The sequence below is a fragment of the Pseudomonas sp. TAE6080 genome, from assembly GCF_018732265.1.
GTDB classification, from domain to species: Bacteria; Pseudomonadota; Gammaproteobacteria; order Pseudomonadales; family Pseudomonadaceae; genus Aquipseudomonas; species Aquipseudomonas brenneri.
Genome location: NZ_JAHIDY010000021.1, coordinates 68,761 through 87,705, shown reverse-complemented (window position 1 = coordinate 87,705; position 18,945 = coordinate 68,761). Strand labels below are relative to the sequence as shown.

General features: G+C 61.3%; 22 protein-coding genes. 8 read left to right on the top strand and 14 right to left on the bottom strand.

What is annotated here, in order from left to right; all coding sequences use genetic code 11:
- Positions 1–114 precede the first annotated feature (114 nt).
- Positions 115–387 carry a YheV family putative zinc ribbon protein gene (locus KL786_RS17000; RefSeq protein ID WP_154843282.1) on the bottom strand — a complete coding sequence of 91 codons (273 nt, stop codon included), beginning with the start codon at positions 385–387 and terminating at the stop codon, positions 115–117.
- Positions 384–2,435: an oligopeptidase A gene (gene prlC, locus KL786_RS16995; RefSeq protein ID WP_215518357.1), complete on the bottom strand. Its 2,052-nt coding sequence runs from the start codon at positions 2,433–2,435 to the stop codon at positions 384–386. Before prlC ends, KL786_RS17000 begins: the two co-directional genes overlap by 4 nt.
- Positions 2,436–2,536: 101 nt before the next feature.
- Between prlC and KL786_RS16990 the strand changes: the two genes are divergently transcribed.
- Positions 2,537–3,079, top strand: a complete 543-nt coding sequence (locus KL786_RS16990) for a gamma carbonic anhydrase family protein (protein ID WP_215518356.1) — start codon at positions 2,537–2,539, stop codon at positions 3,077–3,079.
- Positions 3,076–3,735, top strand: a complete 660-nt coding sequence (locus KL786_RS16985) for an HAD family hydrolase (protein ID WP_215518355.1) — start codon at positions 3,076–3,078, stop codon at positions 3,733–3,735. Before KL786_RS16990 ends, KL786_RS16985 begins: the two co-directional genes overlap by 4 nt.
- Positions 3,736–3,820: 85 nt before the next feature.
- Here KL786_RS16985 and KL786_RS16980 read toward each other — a convergent pair whose 3' ends face one another.
- Entirely contained in the window at positions 3,821–4,864 is a 1,044-nt protein-coding gene (locus KL786_RS16980; RefSeq protein ID WP_215518354.1) for an aminopeptidase, read from the bottom strand.
- Between the two features lie 87 nt (positions 4,865–4,951).
- Here KL786_RS16980 and KL786_RS16975 point away from each other — a divergent pair, with 87 nt between their 5' ends.
- Positions 4,952–5,380 carry a PA0061/PA0062 family lipoprotein gene (locus KL786_RS16975; RefSeq protein ID WP_215518353.1) on the top strand — a complete coding sequence of 143 codons (429 nt, stop codon included), beginning with the start codon at positions 4,952–4,954 and terminating at the stop codon, positions 5,378–5,380.
- On the opposite strand, the gene KL786_RS16970 is transcribed toward KL786_RS16975, so the two are convergent.
- A complete protein-coding gene (locus tag KL786_RS16970; protein WP_215518352.1) occupies positions 5,381–5,620 on the bottom strand; it encodes a DUF1161 domain-containing protein in 240 nt (79 codons plus the stop codon).
- A 141-nt stretch (positions 5,621–5,761) separates the two neighbouring features.
- Complete coding sequence (locus KL786_RS16965) at positions 5,762–6,193, bottom strand: OsmC family protein (RefSeq protein ID WP_032857107.1); 432 nt, start codon at positions 6,191–6,193, stop codon at positions 5,762–5,764.
- 211 nt (positions 6,194–6,404) lie between these two features.
- Here KL786_RS16965 and KL786_RS16960 point away from each other — a divergent pair, with 211 nt between their 5' ends.
- Positions 6,405–7,406 (top strand): LLM class flavin-dependent oxidoreductase, encoded by a 1,002-nt coding sequence (locus tag KL786_RS16960; RefSeq protein ID WP_090292593.1) that lies wholly within the window; start codon positions 6,405–6,407, stop codon positions 7,404–7,406.
- Between the two features lie 58 nt (positions 7,407–7,464).
- On the opposite strand, the gene KL786_RS16955 is transcribed toward KL786_RS16960, so the two are convergent.
- A complete protein-coding gene (locus tag KL786_RS16955; protein WP_215518351.1) occupies positions 7,465–7,689 on the bottom strand; it encodes a DUF1161 domain-containing protein in 225 nt (74 codons plus the stop codon).
- A 114-nt stretch (positions 7,690–7,803) separates the two neighbouring features.
- Positions 7,804–8,019 (bottom strand): dodecin, encoded by a 216-nt coding sequence (locus KL786_RS16950; RefSeq protein ID WP_032857113.1) that lies wholly within the window; start codon positions 8,017–8,019, stop codon positions 7,804–7,806.
- 155 nt (positions 8,020–8,174) lie between these two features.
- Between KL786_RS16950 and KL786_RS16945 the strand changes: the two genes are divergently transcribed.
- Positions 8,175–8,501, top strand: a complete 327-nt coding sequence (locus KL786_RS16945) for an ElaB/YgaM/YqjD family protein (protein WP_003170746.1) — start codon at positions 8,175–8,177, stop codon at positions 8,499–8,501.
- On the opposite strand, the gene KL786_RS16940 is transcribed toward KL786_RS16945, so the two are convergent.
- Entirely contained in the window at positions 8,498–9,394 is an 897-nt protein-coding gene (locus KL786_RS16940; protein ID WP_215518350.1) for a LysR family transcriptional regulator, read from the bottom strand. The two genes, KL786_RS16945 and KL786_RS16940, sit on opposite strands and share 4 nt — an antisense overlap.
- A 109-nt stretch (positions 9,395–9,503) precedes the next feature.
- On the opposite strand from KL786_RS16940, the gene trpB reads away from it, so the two are divergent.
- Positions 9,504–10,730: a tryptophan synthase subunit beta gene (trpB, locus tag KL786_RS16935; RefSeq protein ID WP_215518349.1), complete on the top strand. Its 1,227-nt coding sequence runs from the start codon at positions 9,504–9,506 to the stop codon at positions 10,728–10,730.
- Positions 10,730–11,539, top strand: coding sequence for a tryptophan synthase subunit alpha (gene trpA, locus KL786_RS16930; protein WP_215518348.1), 810 nt, complete (start codon positions 10,730–10,732; stop codon positions 11,537–11,539). Before trpB ends, trpA begins: the two co-directional genes overlap by 1 nt.
- A gap of 117 nt (positions 11,540–11,656) precedes the next feature.
- Here the strand turns inward: trpA and KL786_RS16925 are convergent, their stop codons facing one another.
- The 6 genes from KL786_RS16925 to KL786_RS16900 all read right to left on the bottom strand — a co-directional run bounded on the left by KL786_RS16925 (position 11,657) and on the right by KL786_RS16900 (position 17,309).
- Positions 11,657–12,973, bottom strand: coding sequence for an MFS transporter (locus tag KL786_RS16925; protein WP_215518347.1), 1,317 nt, complete (start codon positions 12,971–12,973; stop codon positions 11,657–11,659).
- Positions 12,974–13,055: 82 nt separating this feature from the next.
- Positions 13,056–14,204 carry a galactonate dehydratase gene (gene dgoD / locus KL786_RS16920; protein WP_032857121.1) on the bottom strand — a complete coding sequence of 383 codons (1,149 nt, stop codon included), beginning with the start codon at positions 14,202–14,204 and terminating at the stop codon, positions 13,056–13,058.
- 46 nt (positions 14,205–14,250) lie between these two features.
- The gene (locus KL786_RS16915; protein ID WP_215518346.1) at positions 14,251–14,871 is read right to left on the bottom strand and encodes a 2-dehydro-3-deoxy-6-phosphogalactonate aldolase; all 621 of its coding nucleotides are present in this window, start codon (positions 14,869–14,871) and stop codon (positions 14,251–14,253) included.
- A gap of 1 nt (position 14,872) precedes the next feature.
- A complete protein-coding gene (locus tag KL786_RS16910) occupies positions 14,873–15,838 on the bottom strand; it encodes a 2-dehydro-3-deoxygalactonokinase (protein WP_215518345.1) in 966 nt (321 codons plus the stop codon).
- Between the two features lie 162 nt (positions 15,839–16,000).
- Positions 16,001–16,327 (bottom strand): DOPA 4,5-dioxygenase family protein, encoded by a 327-nt coding sequence (locus KL786_RS16905; RefSeq protein WP_032857125.1) that lies wholly within the window; start codon positions 16,325–16,327, stop codon positions 16,001–16,003.
- Positions 16,328–16,358: 31 nt separating this feature from the next.
- Positions 16,359–17,309: a choline sulfate utilization transcriptional regulator gene (locus KL786_RS16900; protein ID WP_215518344.1), complete on the bottom strand. Its 951-nt coding sequence runs from the start codon at positions 17,307–17,309 to the stop codon at positions 16,359–16,361.
- A gap of 103 nt (positions 17,310–17,412) precedes the next feature.
- Here KL786_RS16900 and betC point away from each other — a divergent pair, with 103 nt between their 5' ends.
- A complete protein-coding gene (gene betC / locus KL786_RS16895) occupies positions 17,413–18,927 on the top strand; it encodes a choline-sulfatase (protein WP_215518343.1) in 1,515 nt (504 codons plus the stop codon).
- Positions 18,928–18,945 lie beyond the last annotated feature (18 nt).

Sequence of the window (18,945 nt, the reverse complement as noted above, 5' to 3'; positions counted from 1 at the left end):
TTGTCCTTCGAGTGGAACTCGAAAGTCTAAAAAAAACCAATCCGGGCCAAGCAATACCTATGTACATCGCCTTACGCCGCAGAGGGGCGAAAGGCGATGGGGGGGTTCAGTCAATCAGTGTTTTTTCAACTTGGGGTTGGGAAAGAACTGCACCGCCTGCACTTTGGCATCCGGTACTTTCAACGCCGAGGTGTTAACCCGAGTACCCAACTCCTTGGGCACCGACAATCCCTGGTCATTGAGCGTGTCGGTATAGCCACAGGCCACGCATTCGCGATGCGGAACGCTGTCCTCGGTCCACATCTTCAACTTGTCCGGCTCGCTGCACGCCGGGCACACGGCGCCGGCGATAAATTGCTTCTTGGTGATCACAGGTCCGTCACTCATGCTGCCGCGTCCTCACTCAGGCCACTGTGGCGCAAGAGTGCGTCAATCGACGGTGCGCGTCCGCGGAAGTCGACGAACAGCACCATCGGCGCCTGGGAACCACCACGGGCCAGGATCGCCTCGCGGAAGGCACGGCCGGTTTCAGGGTTGAGCACACCGTCCTCTTCAAACTTGGAGAAGGCATCCGCCGACAGCACTTCGGCCCACTTGTAGCTGTAGTAACCCGCCGCGTAACCACCGGCAAAGATGTGCGCAAAACTGTTGGGGAAGCGGTTGTAGGCTGGAGGGCGCATCACCGAGACTTCGTCACGCACGCCTTCAAGCACCTGCGCCGCACTGCGGCCATCGCCGTGGGTGGCATGCAGTTCAAAGTCGAACAGCGAGAATTCCAGCTGGCGCACCATCATCAGGCCGGACTGGAAGTTCTTCGCCGCGAGCATTTTCTCCAGCAGGTCCTGAGGCAGTGCTTCGCCGCTTTCATAATGGCCGGAGATCAGTGCCAGGCCTTCCGGCTCCCAGCACCAGTTCTCCATGAACTGGCTCGGCAGCTCCACCGCATCCCAGGCCACGCCGTTGATGCCAGACACGCCCGCGTGTTCAACGCGGGTCAGCAGGTGGTGCAGGCCATGGCCGAACTCGTGGAACAGGGTAGTGACTTCATCGTGGGTCAGCAGGGCAGGTTTGCCGCTGTCGGCCGGCGTGAAGTTGCACACCAGGTTGGCCACCGGGCTTTGCAGCACGCCGTCAACGGTGCGGCGACGGTCGCGCGCGCCGTCCATCCAGGCACCACCACGCTTATTGGCGCGGGCGTACAGGTCGAAGAAGAAGCGGCCGACGTGCTGGCCGTTTTCCTTGATTTCAAACAGGCGGACATCCGGGTGCCAGGTGTCGAAGCCTTTCTGCTCGGCGATCTCGATGCCGTACAGGCGCTGGACGATGGCAAACAGGCCGCCCAGCACTTTGTCGATCGGGAAGTAGGCGCGCAGGGCCTCCTGGGACACGCTGTAGCGTTGTTCGCGCAATTTTTCGCCGTAGAAACCGCTGTCCCAGCTTTGCAGGTCGGCGCAGCCCTGTTCGGCGGCATAGGCCTTGAGCTGCTGCAGGTCCTGGGTGGCGAACGGCTTGCTGCGCTTGGCCAGGTCGCGTAGGAAACTCAGGACCTGATCGCTGGACTCGGCCATTTTGGTGGCCAGGCTCAGCTCGGAGAAGGAGGCGAAGCCGAGCAGTTGGGCCAGTTCCTGACGCAGGTCGAGGATCTGTTCCATCACCGGGCCGTTATCGTTCTGACCGGCATTCGGCCCCTGGTCCGACGCACGAGTGCAGTAGGCGGCGTAAATTTCCTCACGCAGGGCGCGGTCCTGGGCGTAGGTCATCACCGCGTAGTAGCTGGGGAATTCCAAAGTGATCAGCCAGCCATCCAGCTCTTTGGCCTGGGCTGCGGCAGCCATTTGCGCCTTGGCGGAATCGGTCAGGCCGGCCAGGGTCGCTTCGTCGGTAACGTGTTTGGTCCAGGCCTGCGTGGCGTCCAGCAACTGGTTGGAAAACTTGCTGCCCAGCTCTGAAAGCTTGCTTTGCACTTCGGCGTAGCGCTTTTGCTGTTCCGGCGGCAGGTCGATACCCGACAGGCGGAAGTCGCGCAGGGAGTGTTCCAGAATGGTTTTTTGCGCCACATCGAAACCGGCGGCTTCGGGGCTGTTGGCCAGGGCTTCGAACGCCTGGAACAGCTCGCGGTTCTGGCCCATCTCGGTAGAGTAGGCGCTCAATGCCGGCAGGCAGGCCTCGTAGGCTTCGCGCAGTTCAGCGCTGTTGCACACGGCATTGAGGTGACTGACCGGGCTCCAGGCGGCGCCCAGGCGGTCGTTGAGTTCATCCATGGCCAGGATCAGGCCGGCCCAGGTCGGATTTTTTCCCTGGCTTTGCAGGATGCCGTCGATGGCGACCCGGTTGTCGGCCAGGATCTGTTCGATCGCCGGTTGGACGTGCTCGGCACGGATCGCCGAGAACGGCGGCAGGTCGTAGGACTGCAAAAGAGGGTTGTTCGCGCTCACGGTTGGCACCTTGGCTGAAGAAACAGATAAGACAAAGATGGGGCCATCTTAATTACAATCAATGCCCACCGCAGCTATCAACCAAACAGAGAGAGGCTATCGTGACCCTTCGCACCTATCAGAATCACGCGCCAACCCTCGGCGCCGGGGCTTTTGTCGACGCTTCGGCGGTGGTGATCGGCGATGTTGAAATTGGCGCCGACAGCTCGGTCTGGCCGCTGACGGTGATTCGCGGCGACATGCACCGCATCCGCATCGGCGCACGCACCAGCGTGCAGGACGGCTGTGTGCTGCACATTACCCACGCCGGCCCCTTCAACCCTGACGGTTTCCCGCTGCTGATCGGCGACGACGTGACCATCGCCCACAAAGTCATGCTGCATGGCTGCACCGTGGGCAGCCGGATCCTGATCGGCATGGGCAGCATCGTGATGGATGGCGCCGTGGTTGCAGACGAGGTGATCATCGGCGCCGGCAGCCTGGTACCGCCGGGCAAGAAACTTGAAAGCGGTTTTTTGTACGTGGGCAGCCCGGTTAAACAGATCCGTGCGCTGACTGACAAGGAACGCGCCTTTTTCACCTACAGCGCCGCGAACTACGTGAAGCTCAAGGACCTGCACCTGGCAGAAGGATTCGACCGATGACCCTGCATTACCAGACGGTTCTATTCGACCTGGACGGCACCCTGACCGACCCACGGGAAGGCATCACCCGTTCGATCCAGTACGCCTTGGGCAAGCTGGGTATCGATGAGCCTGACCTGACCAAACTCGAACACTTTATCGGCCCGCCGCTACTGCAGGCCTTTATGCAGTTCTACGACTTCGACGAGGCCCGCGCCTGGGAGGCAGTGAATTTCTACCGCGAGCGCTTCAAAGTCACCGGGCTCTATGAAAACCGCGTGTTCGACGGGGTCATGCCATTGCTCGAAGCGTTGAATGGCCAGGGGCGCCAGCTGTATGTGGCCACCTCCAAGCCGTGGGAATTTGCCCGGGAGATCGCCCGGCATTTCGATTTCGCCAAGCACTTCAAGGTGATCTACGGCAGCGAGTTGGACGGTACGCGCACCAACAAGGTCGAATTGATCGCCCATTTGATGCGCGAAGAAGGCCTGGACCCGACCAGCACCTTGATGATCGGCGACCGCAAGCATGACCTGATCGGCGCGCGCAGCAATGGGCTGGATGCGGCGGCGGTGGGGTATGGGTTTGGTAGCTTTGAAGAGCTGAATGCCGAGGCGCCGCGCTGGCATTTTGAGACGTTGGCCGAGATGCATCAGGCGTTTTTGCGGCGGGCTTGAGATCGCCATCGCGGGCAAGCCCGCTCCCACATTGGCCGGTGTTCACACATCAAAATGTAGGCGCTGGCTTGCCAGCGATGAGGCCCTAAAGGTCGCTACCTACCAACTGCCGCAACGCCAATTTGCGCTGCTCCACCGGCAACCCACCCAACTGTTCCACAGCCCTGTAGAACTTCAGCCAATCCCCACCTTCCTGCGCAAACACTGCCGCAAACGCCGGTACCCACTGGTCGTACAAACCAAACGGCAACAACCGTGCATTGTTCATCGGCTGGTTGATCCAGGCGTCATAACGCTTGTCGCCGGCCCACTGGTTGTCGCGCATCTGTCGATAATCATTGCGCAAACGCTCGAACTCGGCCGCCTTGGCCTGGCGCATCGCATCCGCGGCCAATGGCTGCGCGTACAGGCGTTCCAGGCGGGTACGGGTGTCGAGGATCAACTGGATAAACTGGTCGCGCTGTTTCAGGGTCGACTCGCTGGCAGACGCAAGGCCACGGGCCGCGCGCCATTGCCGGGTGCCTTCCTGCTCGACAAAGGTGGCAAACGACTCATTGAACTCGGTGTCGTCCTTCACATAAAAACGCTGGTGAGCCAACTCGTGAAAAATCACCGTGGCCAGGCGCTCTTCGCCCCAGCGCATCATCGAACTCATGATCGGGTCGTCGAACCAGCCCAAAGTGGAATAGGCCTCGACCCCGCCAATCGACACATCCATGCCGCGCAGTTGCAGCAACGCTGCCTCGCCACGCGCCGCGCCCTGGCTGTAATAACCGCGATAGGCCACGCACCCGGCGATCGGGAAGCAATGGTTCTGGGGCAACAAGGAAAACTCTGAAGTAGCGAAGACATTCCAGACGACGTACGGCCGACCGATATCGGCATACAAGCGGTAACTCTGGTTGTCCGGCAGATGCAGTTGCTGGCTGGCGAAGCTACGCGCCTTCTGGGATTGCGCCAGGTGATCGCGCAGCACTTGTGGCCGCGCCGGATCAGCAATGACCTCGGCTACCGGTTCGCGCGAGCGCAGCAACTGCCATTGGCCGCTGGCCAGCTGGCTGTAATAGCTGACACTGGAGCAGCCGCCGAGCACTGCACACATCAGCCCCGTCAATAAACGCCATGCCATTTCAAACTGCTCCAGGATGATGGGCCTGCCAGACTATCTGTCTTGTTGGCGCTATGCTCACACCCTTCCTACCGTAGAGTGCCCAACATGCGTCAGCTCTTGCCTGCCCTGGTGGCGATTTTTCTCAGCGCTTGCGCTTCCACACCAATCCCGCCGGCCGACCCGCAACAGGCCTGGGTCGATTTCGCCACCCCGACGCCGGGCGCCAAGTTGGTCATGGCGCAGCGCCTGGATGGCAAAAATCTCAACGACGGGCGCTACTTCCAGGTGCCACCGGGTAGCCACGAATTGATGGTGCGTTTTGATTTCGAGGTGTATGCCGGCGGTGGCCTGGGCAGCGGACTGAGCCAGCCCCAGGACCGTACCTGTTTTATCACCGTGCAATACGACCAATTCGAGGCCGGCCAGCGCTATCGCCTGGAAGGACGCTCGCTGGGCTTTACCCCGAATATCCGGCTGTATAACGCCGCACGTCAGTTGCTGGCAGAGGAACGCAGCGTCAACTGTATTCCCTGATCAGTCGTCATTGCGCTGGTAGATGATGCGCTTGGTGCCGTTTTCGCAGGAGCCGACGATCATGGCTTCGTCATGATTCTTGGCTTCTTCGGCAGTGATGATTTCCAGGGTGTAGGACGGGATCGCCTTGGCCTGTAGGCCAATTTCAATCTCTTTCCTGAGCTCTTCACAGTCTTTCGGTGCGGCCATTGCCGACGTGGCCAGAGCACCGCAGATAATCGCCAAGGCAAAACGTTTCATGTGTGAAGCTCCCTAAATGCATCGCGCACGGGTGTGCGCCAAAGGCTGCATGGGTATGAGACCACATGCGAAACGTGAGTTCTGATTTAACGCACAACAAAATGTGGGAGCTGGCTTGCTCCCACAGTGGACCTGCGCAGATCAGTTGATGAGGGTGCCATCCAGGGTGATGGTCGCATTCAGGACCTTGGACACCGGGCATCCTTCCTTGGCTTTTTTGCTCAGCTCATCGAACTGCGCCTGGCTCGCGCCCGGGATCTTGGCCTTGAGGATCAGGTGCACCGCGGTGATCGCAAAACCACCGTCCACCTGGTCCAGGGTGACTTCGGCCTGGGTGTCGATGCTGTCGGCCTTGAGCCCGGCCTCGCCGAGAATCATGGAAAAGGCCATGGAGAAACAGCCGGCATGGGCCGCACCGATCAATTCTTCAGGGTTGGTGCCCTTGCCACCTTCGAAACGCGCCTTGAAGCCGTAGGGCGCTTCACGCAGTACGCCGGTTTCGGTCGAAATAGAACCCAAGCCGGTCTTCAGGTCGCCTTCCCAGTGAGCGGAGGCTTTTTTCACGATACTCATAGCAATCTCCCAAGCAGTGGTTTTGCATCAGTAAGGTTCTGAGGATAGAAGCTCTGGCAAAGTTCACCCCATCAGAAAAACCTAGTGGCTCAGTAGGAAATTTCACGAGTGCTATTGAATCTCGGGTATATGCCCTCATTGCATAGAGCATGCACATGAAGCGGCAGGTTTTGGTTCGTCACAAGCCTGCGCCCTTAGGAGAAGCAGGCTTATGAAACCACTGTCCGATGTGAAGTTCTCGACCCTCGACCTGGTGCCGGTGCGCGCCAATGGCAGCCCGGCACAGTCGCTGCGCAACTCCCTGGACCTGGCCCAGCACGTGGAAAAACTCGGCTACACCCGCTTCTGGGTGGCCGAACACCACAATATGGATGGCATCGCCAGCTCCGCGACCTCGGTACTGCTCGGCTACCTGGCCGGCGGCACCTCGACTATTCGCGTCGGTGCAGGCGGTGTGATGCTGCCCAACCACGCGCCACTGGTGATTGCGGAGCAATTCGGCACCCTGGAAAGCCTCTATCCCGGCCGTATCGACCTGGGCCTGGGGCGCGCGCCCGGCTCCGACCAGATGACCGCCCGCGCCCTGCGCCGCGAGCGCTCCGGCAGCGCCGATGACTTCCCTGAAGACGTGGCCGAACTCATGGCGTACCTGGGTCCACGCACGCCCGACCAACGGGTGATCGCGATGCCTGGCACCGATACCAACGTCCCGGTGTGGCTGCTCGGCTCAAGCCTGTTCAGCGCCCAACTGGCCGGTGAGCGCGGTTTGCCCTACGCCTTCGCCTCCCATTTCGCACCGCGCATGATGCATGAGGCAATTCGCGTCTATCGCAATCACTTCAAGCCTTCGGCTGTGCTCGACAAGCCGTATGTGATGCTTGGTGTGCCACTGGTGGCCGCCGATACCGATGAGCAGGCCAATTACCTGGCCACCTCGGTCTACCAACGAATTCTCGCGCTGATGCGTGGGCAAAGCCTGGTGCAGCGCCCTCCGGTCGACAGCATGGACGGCCTGTGGCTACCCCATGAGAAAGACGCCGTAGGCAGTTTCCTGGGCCTGGCGATGGTGGGAAGCCCGGCGAAGATTCGCGCCAAGCTGCAGGTACTGATCGAGCAGACCGGTGCCGATGAGCTGATCTTTACCTGTGACTTGTACGAGCATGCTGATCGGATTCATTCCTACGAGCTGCTGGCGCAAGTGATGAAAGGCTGACCCGCAGGCACAAAAAAACCGACGCTCTGGCGTCGGTTTTTATGTCTGGCACACGGGATCACCCGCGGTTGTAGACGATTTCCTTGGTACCGCCTTCGCAACTGCCAACCACTTCGCCATTGGTTGCAGTGCCTTTATCCACGATTTCCAGGGTGTACCCGGAAGCGCCATTGGCCTGGATCTTGGCGTCGATTTCGCTTTTCAGCTCGCCACAATCCTTGCCCGCCGCCAGGGCCGTACCCGCCAGGCTCAACAAACCTACCGCTAACAGAAGCTTTTTCATCCGTTACTTTCCTTGCGCTGATCAAAAAATGTACGCCGACGCATTTGGCATCGGCGCCCACGGGTGTAGCGCAGGTTATGGCAATCGGCCAGCGTGCAAGTTCAACCGTTCCGATCAACTATTGGCAATACGAAAGCCCACCTTGAGGGTCACCTGAAAGTGCGCGGCCTTGCCATCCTTGATGTGGCCACGGGTTTCGGTCACCTCAAACCATTCCAGGTGCTTGATGCTCTTGCTGGCCTCGGCCAGGGCATTGTTGATGGCGTCCTCGATGCTGGTAGGCGAGGAGCCCACCAATTCGACTTTCTTGTAGGTGTGATGATCTGACATGAGCGTTCTCCTGGGTCGTTGAATAAAGCCTAGCAGTGATTCTTCGTACTGCTTCTGGCGACCCTTCTCACTTGAAAGTTCAGATTTACTGCACTTTCTGAAAGCCCCGGAGTCGGAATCAACACACGCCACTCAATCACTCCAGGAGAGCCCACATGGCCAACACCTCTTTACGCAAAGCGTCATTGGAAAGCATGGAAGCCGAGATTTCGAGCCTGCTCAAATCCCTTGAGAGCCTCAAGGACGATGCATCGGACGAGTCGCGCAAAACCCTGAAGGCCCTCAAAAGCAATGCCGAGAATGCCCTCAAGCACTCCCGCCACCTGATCAGCGATGCCTACGAAGAAAGCAAAGTGAAAATCCGCGAGACCGGGGTTGCCACCCGTGACTACGCCCAGGAGCACCCTTGGACCACCGCCGGTGTTGCCGTGGGCGCCCTGGGCCTGCTGGCGGCCTACCTGCTGTGCAAACGCGGTGACTAAACCGGCTGGCGCTCAAGCTCAGTCTTGAGCCACTGCGCCAGTTGCCGGGCGCGCCCATCCGCGGCGCGCTTGGGTAGCCACAACGCCAGGTGCGCCGGGGTTTCACTGAACCCCCACGGCGCCACCAGGCGACCGCCACGCAAGTCCTCCGTCACCAGCGGTTGCGGCGCAATCGCCACCCCCAGGCCCGCCACGGCCGCCTCCAGCAAATAATACAAATGCTCAAACCCCTGGCCGTATTTCAACGCGCCGGCCTCGATGCCATGGTGCTGCGCCCAGTTGGGCCAGGCTTGCGGGCGTGAGGTGGTGTGCAACAAGGCCTCGCCCAGCAACGCCTGCGCAGGCGCCTCGCGCAGCGCCTCGTAATGAGCAAAACGTGGGCTCATTACCGGGCCGATACGCTCGCTGGCCAGTTCGTAGACCTGCATATCCGCCGGCCATGGCGGCTCGGCGAACACCAGCAAGGCATCCAGGCCTGGACGCCGTGGGTCAAGATCGCCTTCACCCGCCGACAGGTGCAGGCGCAAATCCGGCAAGTCGGCATTCAGGCGACCCAGGCGCGGAATAAACCAGCGCGCCAGCAGGCTGCCGGAACAACCGAGGACGAACGGTGCGTCGTCGCTGCTTTGGGTCAACTCCCCGCACACATCCCGCAGGCGCTCGAACGCCTCGAAACTGGCATCGCGCAGCCGCACGCCTGCATCTGTGAGTTTAATGCCGCGCCCATCCTTGACAAAAAGACTCAGCCCAAGATGCTCTTCCAACACTTTCAGTTGTCGGCTGACGGCGCCGTGGGTCACGTGCAATTGCTCGGCAGCCTGGCTGACGCTGTTGAGGCGGGCAGTGGCTTCGAATGCACGCAGGGCATTAAGCGGGGGAAGGTCTCGGTTCATCCGTGAGTTTTCCTGACAGGTTGTGGCGATCTTATCGGTTTTCACGGTCAAGCGTCAGAGGTAGAGTGACCGTCATTGCCTCTCCCACACTTTCTTCCTGGAGCGTCCCATGACTCAGTCCCAGACCGATTTACGCAACGGCCCTGACGCCAACGGCCTGTTTGGCGCGTTCGGCGGCCGCTACGTGGCGGAAACCCTGATGCCGTTGATCCTCGACCTGGCCCGCGAATACGAAGCGGCGAAGATCGATCCGGCATTCAACGAAGAACTGGCCTACTTCCAGCGTGATTACGTCGGACGCCCAAGCCCGCTGTACTTCGCCGAACGCCTGACCGAATTCTGCGGCGGCGCCAAGATCTACCTCAAGCGCGAAGAGCTGAACCACACCGGCGCGCACAAGATCAACAACTGCATCGGCCAGATCCTGCTGGCACGGCGCATGGGCAAGAAACGCATCATCGCCGAGACCGGTGCCGGCATGCACGGCGTGGCCACCGCCACCGTCGCCGCGCGGTTTGGCCTGCAATGTGTGATCTACATGGGCACCACCGATATCGAGCGCCAACAGGCCAACGTATTTCGCATGAAGCTGCTGGGCGCCGAAGTGATCCCGGTAGTCGCCGGCACCGGCACCCTCAAGGATGCGATGAACGAAGCCCTGCGCGACTGGGTGACCAACGTCGACAGCACCTTCTACCTGATCGGCACCGTGGCCGGGCCACACCCATACCCTGCGATGGTGCGCGATTTCCAGGCGGTGATCGGCAAGGAAACCCGCGACCAGTTGCAAGCCCAGGAAGGCCGCCTGCCGGACAGCCTGGTGGCGTGCATTGGCGGTGGCTCGAACGCCATGGGCCTGTTCCACCCGTTCCTCGATGACACCCGTGTCGAAATCATCGGCGTCGAAGCGGCCGGCTACGGTATTGAAACCGGCAAGCACGCGGCCAGCCTAAACGGCGGCGTACCGGGTGTGCTGCACGGCAACCGGACCTTCCTGCTGCAGGACGACGACGGCCAGATCATCGACGCCCACTCGATTTCCGCAGGCCTGGATTACCCCGGCATCGGCCCGGAGCACGCCTGGTTGCACGATATCGGCCGCGTCCAGTACACCTCGGTGACGGATGACGAAGCCCTCGACGCCTTTCACAAATGCTGCCGCCTGGAAGGGATTATTCCTGCACTGGAAAGCGCCCACGCCCTGGCTGAAGTGTTCAAGCGCGCACCCACCCTGCCCAAGGATCACCTGATGGTGGTCAACCTGTCGGGCCGTGGCGACAAAGACATGCAGACCGTGATGCACCATATGGAAACCGCCAAGCAGGAGAAACACTGATGAGCCGCCTGCAAACCCGCTTTGCCCAACTCAAGGAACAAAACCGCGCCGCCCTGGTGACCTTCGTCACCGCCGGCGACCCGGGTTATGACACCTCCCTGGCGATCCTCAAGGGCTTGCCGGCTGCTGGCGCCGATGTGATCGAACTGGGCATGCCCTTCACCGATCCGATGGCCGATGGCCCGGCTATCCAACTGGCCAACATCCGCGCGCTGACCGCCAAGCAGAACCTGGCGAAAACCCTGCAGATGGTCCGCGAGTTCCGCCAGGGTAACAGCGATACGCCGCTGGTGCTGATGGGCTACTTCAACCCGATCCACATGTACGGCGTGCCACGTTTTATCGCTGACGCAAAAGAAGCCGGCGTCGATGGCCTGATCGTGGTCGATATGCCGCCGGAACATAACAGCGAACTGTGCGACCCGGCCCAGGCCGCCGGTATCGACTTTATCCGCCTGACCACGCCGACCACCGACGATGCACGCCTGCCCACGGTGCTCAACGGCAGCTCGGGGTTTGTGTACTACGTCTCGGTGGCCGGTGTGACCGGTGCCGGTGCCGCCACTCTGGAACACGTGGAAGAGGCCGTCGGCCGTCTGCGTCGCCATACCGACCTGCCGATCAGCATCGGCTTTGGCATCCGCACCCCGCAACAAGCCGCTGCCATCGCCCGCCTGGCGGACGGTGTGGTGGTGGGTTCGGCGCTGATCGACCACATCGCCAATGCCAGCAACGACCAACAAGCGATTGATGGGGTGTTGAGCCTGTGCGCAGCCTTGTCGGAAGGTGTACGCAACGCCCGTAAATAATCCCCACCCCTTGTAGGAGCGAGCTTGCTCGCGAAAAACGCCAAGACAACGCGCTCATCCAGGATGCTCGCGTTATCGTTGACGATCTTCGCGAGCAAGCTCGCTCCTACAACAGCTTTATTCCTTCAGATCGATACGTTCGACCTTGCCCACCAGCAATATGTAGGACAGCGCCCCCAGCAACGCCAGCACTGCAATGTAGGTAATCGCCGGCGCAAACGAATCGCCCGTGGCCAGAAAACCAATCACGATGGGCGTGGTGATCGCCGCCAGATTGCCGATGAAGTTGAACACCCCACCCGTCAATCCCAACAACCGCGCCGGGGCCAGGGTCGAGACCAGCGACCAGGTGATCGACGCCAGGCCGTTGCCGAAAAACGCCACCGCGAGGAACGCAATCACCAACGGCGTCGAGTCGACGAAGTTGGCGCCGATGATCGCCGTGGAGATCAGCAGGCCACTGATGATCGGCAATTTGCGCGCAAAACCCACCGAGGCGCCACGGCGGATCAGCCAGTCGGAAAACAACCCGGAACACAACACCCCGACAAACGCCGCGAGGAAGGGCAGCGAGGCGAGCAAGCCGGATTTGATGAAGTCCATGCCGCGATATTTCACCAGGTAGGTCGGGAACCATGTCAGGAAAAACCACAGGGTCGAGTTCAGGCAGAACTGGCCCAGGTAAATACCCCACAACTTGCGTTTGGTCAGGACGATACCCAGGTCGACCCAACTGAACGGCGCCTTGCGCTTGGCCACTTGAGCGCTGAGGTCCACCAGCCCGCCGCCGTCGCGGATCAGGTCGATTTCCGCACTGTTGATGCCCTTGAAGTCCCGAGGCTCACGGTAGACCGCGTACCAGACTACCGCCCACAAGATGCCCACCGCCCCCGTGCTGATAAACACCATGTGCCAGCCATAGTGGTGCTGCAACCAGGCCAGGACGGGGGTGAGGAACGCCAGTCCGACAAACTGCCCGGAAGTGTAGAAACCAATGGCCGTGGCCCGTTCACGCTCGGGAAACCAACTGGTAACCACCCGGCTGTTGATCGGATAGGCCGGCGCCTCCAGGGCACCCACTGCCATGCGCAACACGAAGAGGGCGATGAAGCTGGCGGCAAATCCCAGCATCACTGTGGCGATGGACCACAACAGCAGGGCGACGGTGTAGAGAATGCGCGGCGGCACGCGGTCCACCAGCCAGCCGCCGGGGATTTGCATGGCGGCGTAGGTCCAGCCGAACGCCGAGAAGATCAGCCCCACATGCACCGGGTCGATGCCCAACTCGCTGGTCAGGGCCGGCGCGGCAATCGACAGATTGCTGCGGTCCAGGTAGTTGATCACCACCGTGATAAACAGCAGGACCATGATGAAGTAACGCTTGCGGCTGGGCGTGACTAAAGACGCCTGGCCGGTGAGGGTTTCAGGTTGCATGGGGGGAGCCTCTTATTATGTTTATTGAGGTCGGTTGACGGCTATCTGACTGTAGGAACCAGCTCCTACATGGACCGCGTTATCACCACTCGGCAAAGCTGCCGTCGGCATGCCGCCAGATCGGGTTGCGCCAGCGATGGCCGATGGCGGCCCGTTCAATCACATATTCCTCGTTGATCTCGATCCCCAGCCCCGGCCCGTTGGGGATCTTCACAAAACCCTGGTCGTAGTCGAAAACACCGGGGTCGCGTACGTAATCGAGCAAGTCGTTGCTCTCGTTGTAGTGAATGCCCAGGCTTTGTTCCTGGATAAACGCGTTGTAGCAAACCGCGTCCAGTTGCAGACACGCCGCCAGGGCAATCGGCCCCAGCGGGCAGTGCAGGGCCAGGGCCACGTCGTAGGCCTCGGCCATGTTGGCGATCTTGCGGGTTTCAGTGATGCCCCCGGCGTGGGACGCATCCGGCTGGATGATGTCGACGTAACCTTCACTGAGCACGCGCTTGAAATCCCAGCGCGAGAACAGCCGCTCACCCAGGGCAATCGGGGTGCTGGTCAAAGGTGCCAGCTCCTTGAGCGCTTCGTAGTTTTCGCTCAGCACCGGCTCTTCGATAAACATCAGCTTGTACGGGTCCAGCTCTTTCATCAGCACCTTGGCCATGGGCTTGTGGACCCGGCCGTGGAAGTCCACGCCGATGCCGACATTCGGGCCGACCGCATCGCGCACGGCGGCGACGTTGGCCAGGGCTTGGTCAACCTTGTCAAAGGTGTCGAGAAACTGCAGCTCTTCGGTGCCGTTCATCTTCACCGCCGTAAACCCACGGGCCACGGCTTCCTTGGCCGCACGGGCGGTGTCGGCCGGACGGTCGCCGCCGATCCACGAATAGACGCGGATCTTGTCCCGCACCTGGCCGCCCAGCAGGTCGCTGACCGACACACCGAGGGCCTTGCCCTTGATGTCCCACAGCGCCTGGTCGATGCCAGCGAGAGCACTCATATGAATCGCGCCGCCACGGTAGAAGCCGCCGCGATAGAGCACCGTCCAGATATCTTCGATATTGCGTGGGTCTTTGCCGATCAAATAGTCGGACAGTTCCTCGACCGCCGCCGCTACGGTGTGAGCGCGGCCTTCAACCACAGGCTCACCCCAACCGGTCACGCCCTGGTCGGTTTCCACCTTGAGGAAGCACCAGCGCGGCGGCACGATAAAGGTGGTCAGTTTGGTGATTTTCATCTTTTTGTCTCTCTTGTCGGATGCAGCGCCTGGGTGCCAGGCACACTCAGTTCAAGGCGTTCCAGGCAGCGACATAAGCCTGGGCACGGCTCGCCACCTGATCGACCGTCATGCCGGGCTTGAATAGCCCGGAGCCCAAGCCAAAACCCTTGGCCCCGGCGTCGACGAAGACCTGCATGTTGTCCGGGGTTATCCCGCCCACCGGCAGCAACACCGTGCCGGCCGGCAACACCGCCAGCCAGGCCTTGATCACCGCCGGGCCCATTTGCTCGGCCGGGAACAGCTTCAGCACATCGGCACCTTCGGCCAGGGCGGCAAAGGCTTCGGTGGGCGTCGCAACACCGGGCGACAAGTACAGGCCCGCGGCTTTCGCGGCGCGCAACACCTTGGCATCGCTGTGCGGCATGACGATGACCTGGCCACCGGCCGCCTTCACTTGCCCGACCTGTTCCGGCGTCAGCACGGTGCCGGCACCGATCAGGCAATCGGCGGGCAAGGTCTCACGCAAGATGCGGATGCTGGTGTAGGGATCGGGCGAGTTGAGCGGCACTTCGATCACCCGGAACCCGGCCTGGTACAGCGCCTGGCCAACAGCCCCGGCTTCATCCGGGCGCAGGCCCCGCAGGATCGCGATCAAACCGTTGTGTGTGAGTGCTTGCTTGAGCATGTCAGGCCTCGATTGCAGGTTGAGTGAGCCCGGCGGCCAGCGCCAATTGCCAGAGGCCGCGCTCGGTCGCTTCTTGCGCGAGGCTGACTTGGCTGAAACCACACAGGGCGAGGGCGCGTTGATAACGGGCGCAGAGGGCGCTGGCGCCTACCAAAATGATCGGTGTGTTGCGGGCACGGTCGGGCAAGCCGGCCAGTTCATGGCCAATCAGCAAGCCGGACAGGTAATCCGGCTGCTGCTCGGGGGCCAGTTCAGCGGTCAGCCCCAGGGTGCGCGCGCTGAAGAGCGTCGACAGCACACCGCGCTGGCCATCCTGTGACAGCGCCACACGCACGCCTCGATCAAAGGCGTCGGCCTGGAACTGCCCGGCAATCTTTTGCGTACGCCCGAGAATGCTGTGCTTGCTCAACACCGCGAACAGCTCGCCGGTCATGAACGTGTCGAAGTGGGTGATGCAGCCGTCGACCACCTCGACCCACTTGGAATGGCTGCCGGGCAAGCCGATCAATAACTCACCGCTGGCCGCCAGGTTTTGCAGCACGCCGAGCACCTGGGTTTCTTCGCCGCGCATCACGTTGGGCAAGCCGACCTGCTCGATCACGCCGGGCACGATATGCACATCGACACCGCGCAGGCTGCGCACCTTGTGCAGCGCCTGGCCCAGGCTGGCGACGTCGACAGGCGTATTGCGATAGGCCGCTTCGCTCCACCCCTGGGCGCTGCCGACCATGCCGCAGGCAATCACCGGCAGATCGGGCTGGGCGTCGAGCCAATCACCGCACGCGGCATCAAAGGCCAGCTCAAAACCATCGCCGCAGTGAACACCGCCGATCAACCGCGGTTCACTGGGTAAATGCATGATCCCCGACGCCAGCGAACGCTGTTCGAGGACCTGGCCACCAGGGCCGAGTTTGTAGGCACGAAGGGAACTGGTTCCCCAATCGAGCGCGATCAATTGCGCCAGCATCGCTTCACCTGAAATGTTGCAGAGGGCCGACTATAAACCTAAGGCTAGAAATATCTCAATATATAAATATCAATCCCATATAATGGAACGCCACAAAGAAAATCCCCACGCCATCGCGCTTTTCATCGCACATGAACGTGAGGATTCGCTGACAGAAACGGCTTAAAAAATCGACAGATCCAAGGGCCGCATCGCGCCCATCCAGATCGCGTAGTCGGTGTGGTCCTTCAGGTCATCACCGGTATCGGGGTGCAAGAACACCACCAGCCCATTGCGATTGAGCGCCAGCCACGGCAGCGCCACGCCGATGTACTGGGGGTCGAACGCCAGCTGGCAGCTCCAGTCCGGATGCGGGCCCACCGGACGCTCATGCATGCGCCCCATGCGCACCGGGAAGATGGCCGCCGCGCTTTCACAGAGCTTGCGCGCCTGGTCGATCGTGCTGGCGTCGAAGTAGATGTGGGCGTGATAGCCCTTGATACGTTGCATGACTGGCTCCGGACTCGTTGATCGGCCGATCCTAGACCGCAATCGACGGCAGGGCCAGCCCGGCCAGCGATTGCGCGCTGCTGGCCTGCTCGGCCACCAGCCAGTCGACAAACCGCTCGATCAACTGCCCGCGCCGCTTACGCTGGGGCAATACCACGTAATACCCAAAGCGCGAGATCACCGTGTCGCCAATCGGGCGGCACAGCCACTTTTGCTCCAACAGGTTATCCACCAGGTGGCGCCAGCCGATGGCCACACCCTGGCCGGCAATCGCCGCCTGGATCAGCAGCGTGTAATTGTCGAAACGCAGCGGCCCCGGGGTCGGCGCGGCGCTGATCCCCAGTTCGCGAAATACGCCGCTCCAGTCGAACCACTGACTGTTGTTCTCCTGGCGCAGGTGCAGCAACGGCAACTCTTGCAGGCTCTGCAACGACAACGGCGTAGTGCGGCCCTTGAGCAATTGCGGGCTGCACACCGGAAACACTTCTTCGTTGAACAGCCACTGGCTGTCGCCCTGCTTGAAACGACCGTCACCAAACAGCACCGCCACGTCGATATCGCTGCGCAAGGTCGCGTGATTGCGCTCGCTGGTGACCAGGCTCACATCCACCTGCGGGTTGGCTTCGTGAAAGCGATGCAGGCGCGGCATCAACCAATAGGCGGCGAAGGCAAAGTCGGTGGCCACTTGCAGCACTTCATGCTGATCCTGTTGGGTGATCGTGCTCAGGCCCGTGTTGATGCTCTGCAAGCCGGCCTGGACGTGTTCGAACAGCAACACGCCTGCATCCGTCAACTCGATGCCTCGGTAGATACGGTCAAACAGACGCACCGCCAGTTGTTCTTCCAGGCGCTTGATCTGCTGGCTGACGGCCGGCTGGGTGGTGCCCAGCTCCATCGCCGCCGCCGTGAAGCTGCGATGACGGGCGGCGGCTTCAAAGGCACGCAGCAGGTCCAGCGACAGGTTCCCCAGGGCTTCATACATAAGCGGTGCTTATCCTAGACATTGCTTTTCATGGGCTTTACCACGTTTTCCATGGCCTGCATGCTCAATCGCATAAACATTGACTATGGAATGCTGCGAAACCATGAAGCGCAAGAACATTCTTTTCATCATGGCCGATCAAATGGCCGCGCCGCTGCTGCCCTTCTACGGTCCTTCGCCGATCAAGCTGCCGAACCTGAGTCGCCTCGCCGCCGAAGGCGTGGTGTTCGATGCCGCGTACTGCAACAGCCCGCTGTGCGCGCCGTCGCGTTTTACCCTGGTCAGCGGCCAGTTGCCGAGCAAGATCGGCGCCTACGACAACGCGGCGGATTTCCCCGCCGATGTACCGACCTACGCCCACTACCTGCGTCGCCTCGGCTATCGCACGGCGCTGTCGGGCAAGATGCATTTCTGCGGGCCGGACCAGTTGCACGGCTATGAAGAGCGCCTCACCAGCGATATCTACCCCGCCGACTATGGCTGGGCGGTGAACTGGGACGCGCCGGATGTGCGCCCCACCTGGTATCACAACATGTCGTCGGTGCTGCAAGCCGGCCCGTGCGTGCGCACCAACCAGCTGGATTTCGACGAAGAGGTGGTGTTCAAGGCCCAGCAGTACCTGTTCGACCATATTCGCGAGGACGGCGACCAGCCGTTCTGCCTTACGGTTTCCATGACTCACCCCCACGACCCGTACACCATTCCCAAGCCGTTCTGGGATCTGTACGACGATGACGACATCCCGATGCCTACAACGCCGGCCCAGGCGGACCTGGACCCGCACTCCCAGCGCCTGCTCAAGGTCTACGACCTGTGGGACAAACCGCTGCCTGTGGATAAGATCCGCGATGCGCGGCGTGCCTACTTCGGGGCATGCAGCTATATCGACAGCAACGTCGGCAAACTCTTGCAAACCCTGCAGGACACTGGCCTGGCCGAAGACACCATCATTGTGTTCTCCGGCGACCACGGCGACATGCTCGGCGAACGTGGGCTCTGGTACAAAATGCACTGGTTTGAAATGGCCGCGCGGGTGCCGCTGCTGGTCAGTGCGCCGGGGCAATTTTCGGCCGGGCGAGTGAGTGCGGCCGTGTCCACCGCCGACCTGTTGCCGACCCTGGTGGAACTGGCCGGCGGCGAACTGGACGCCCACCTGCCCCTGGACGGCCGCTCGCTGGTCCCGCACTTGCAGGGGCAGGGCGGGCATGACGAAGTGTTCGGCGAATACATGGCCGAAGGCACCATCGGGCCGCTGATGATGATTCGCCGGGGCGCCTACAAATTCATCTACAGCGAGGATGATCCGTGCCTGCTGTTCGATGTGCATAACGACCCGCGTGAACAGGAAGAACTCAGCCAGTCAGCACAGCATCGCCCTCTGTTTGAGGCGTTCCTGGCTGAAGCACGGGCCAAATGGGACATCCCGGCGATCCACCAGCAGGTGCTCGCCAGCCAACGCCGCCGCCGCCTGGTCAGCCAGGCGCTGGCGGTGGGCAAGCTCAAGAGCTGGGACCACCAGCCCCTGGTCGACGCCAGCCAGCAGTACATGCGCAACCATATCGACCTCGATGATCTGGAGCGCAAGGCACGTTATCCACAACCCTGCCAAAACCAATAAAACCAATGAGGGGAAGGC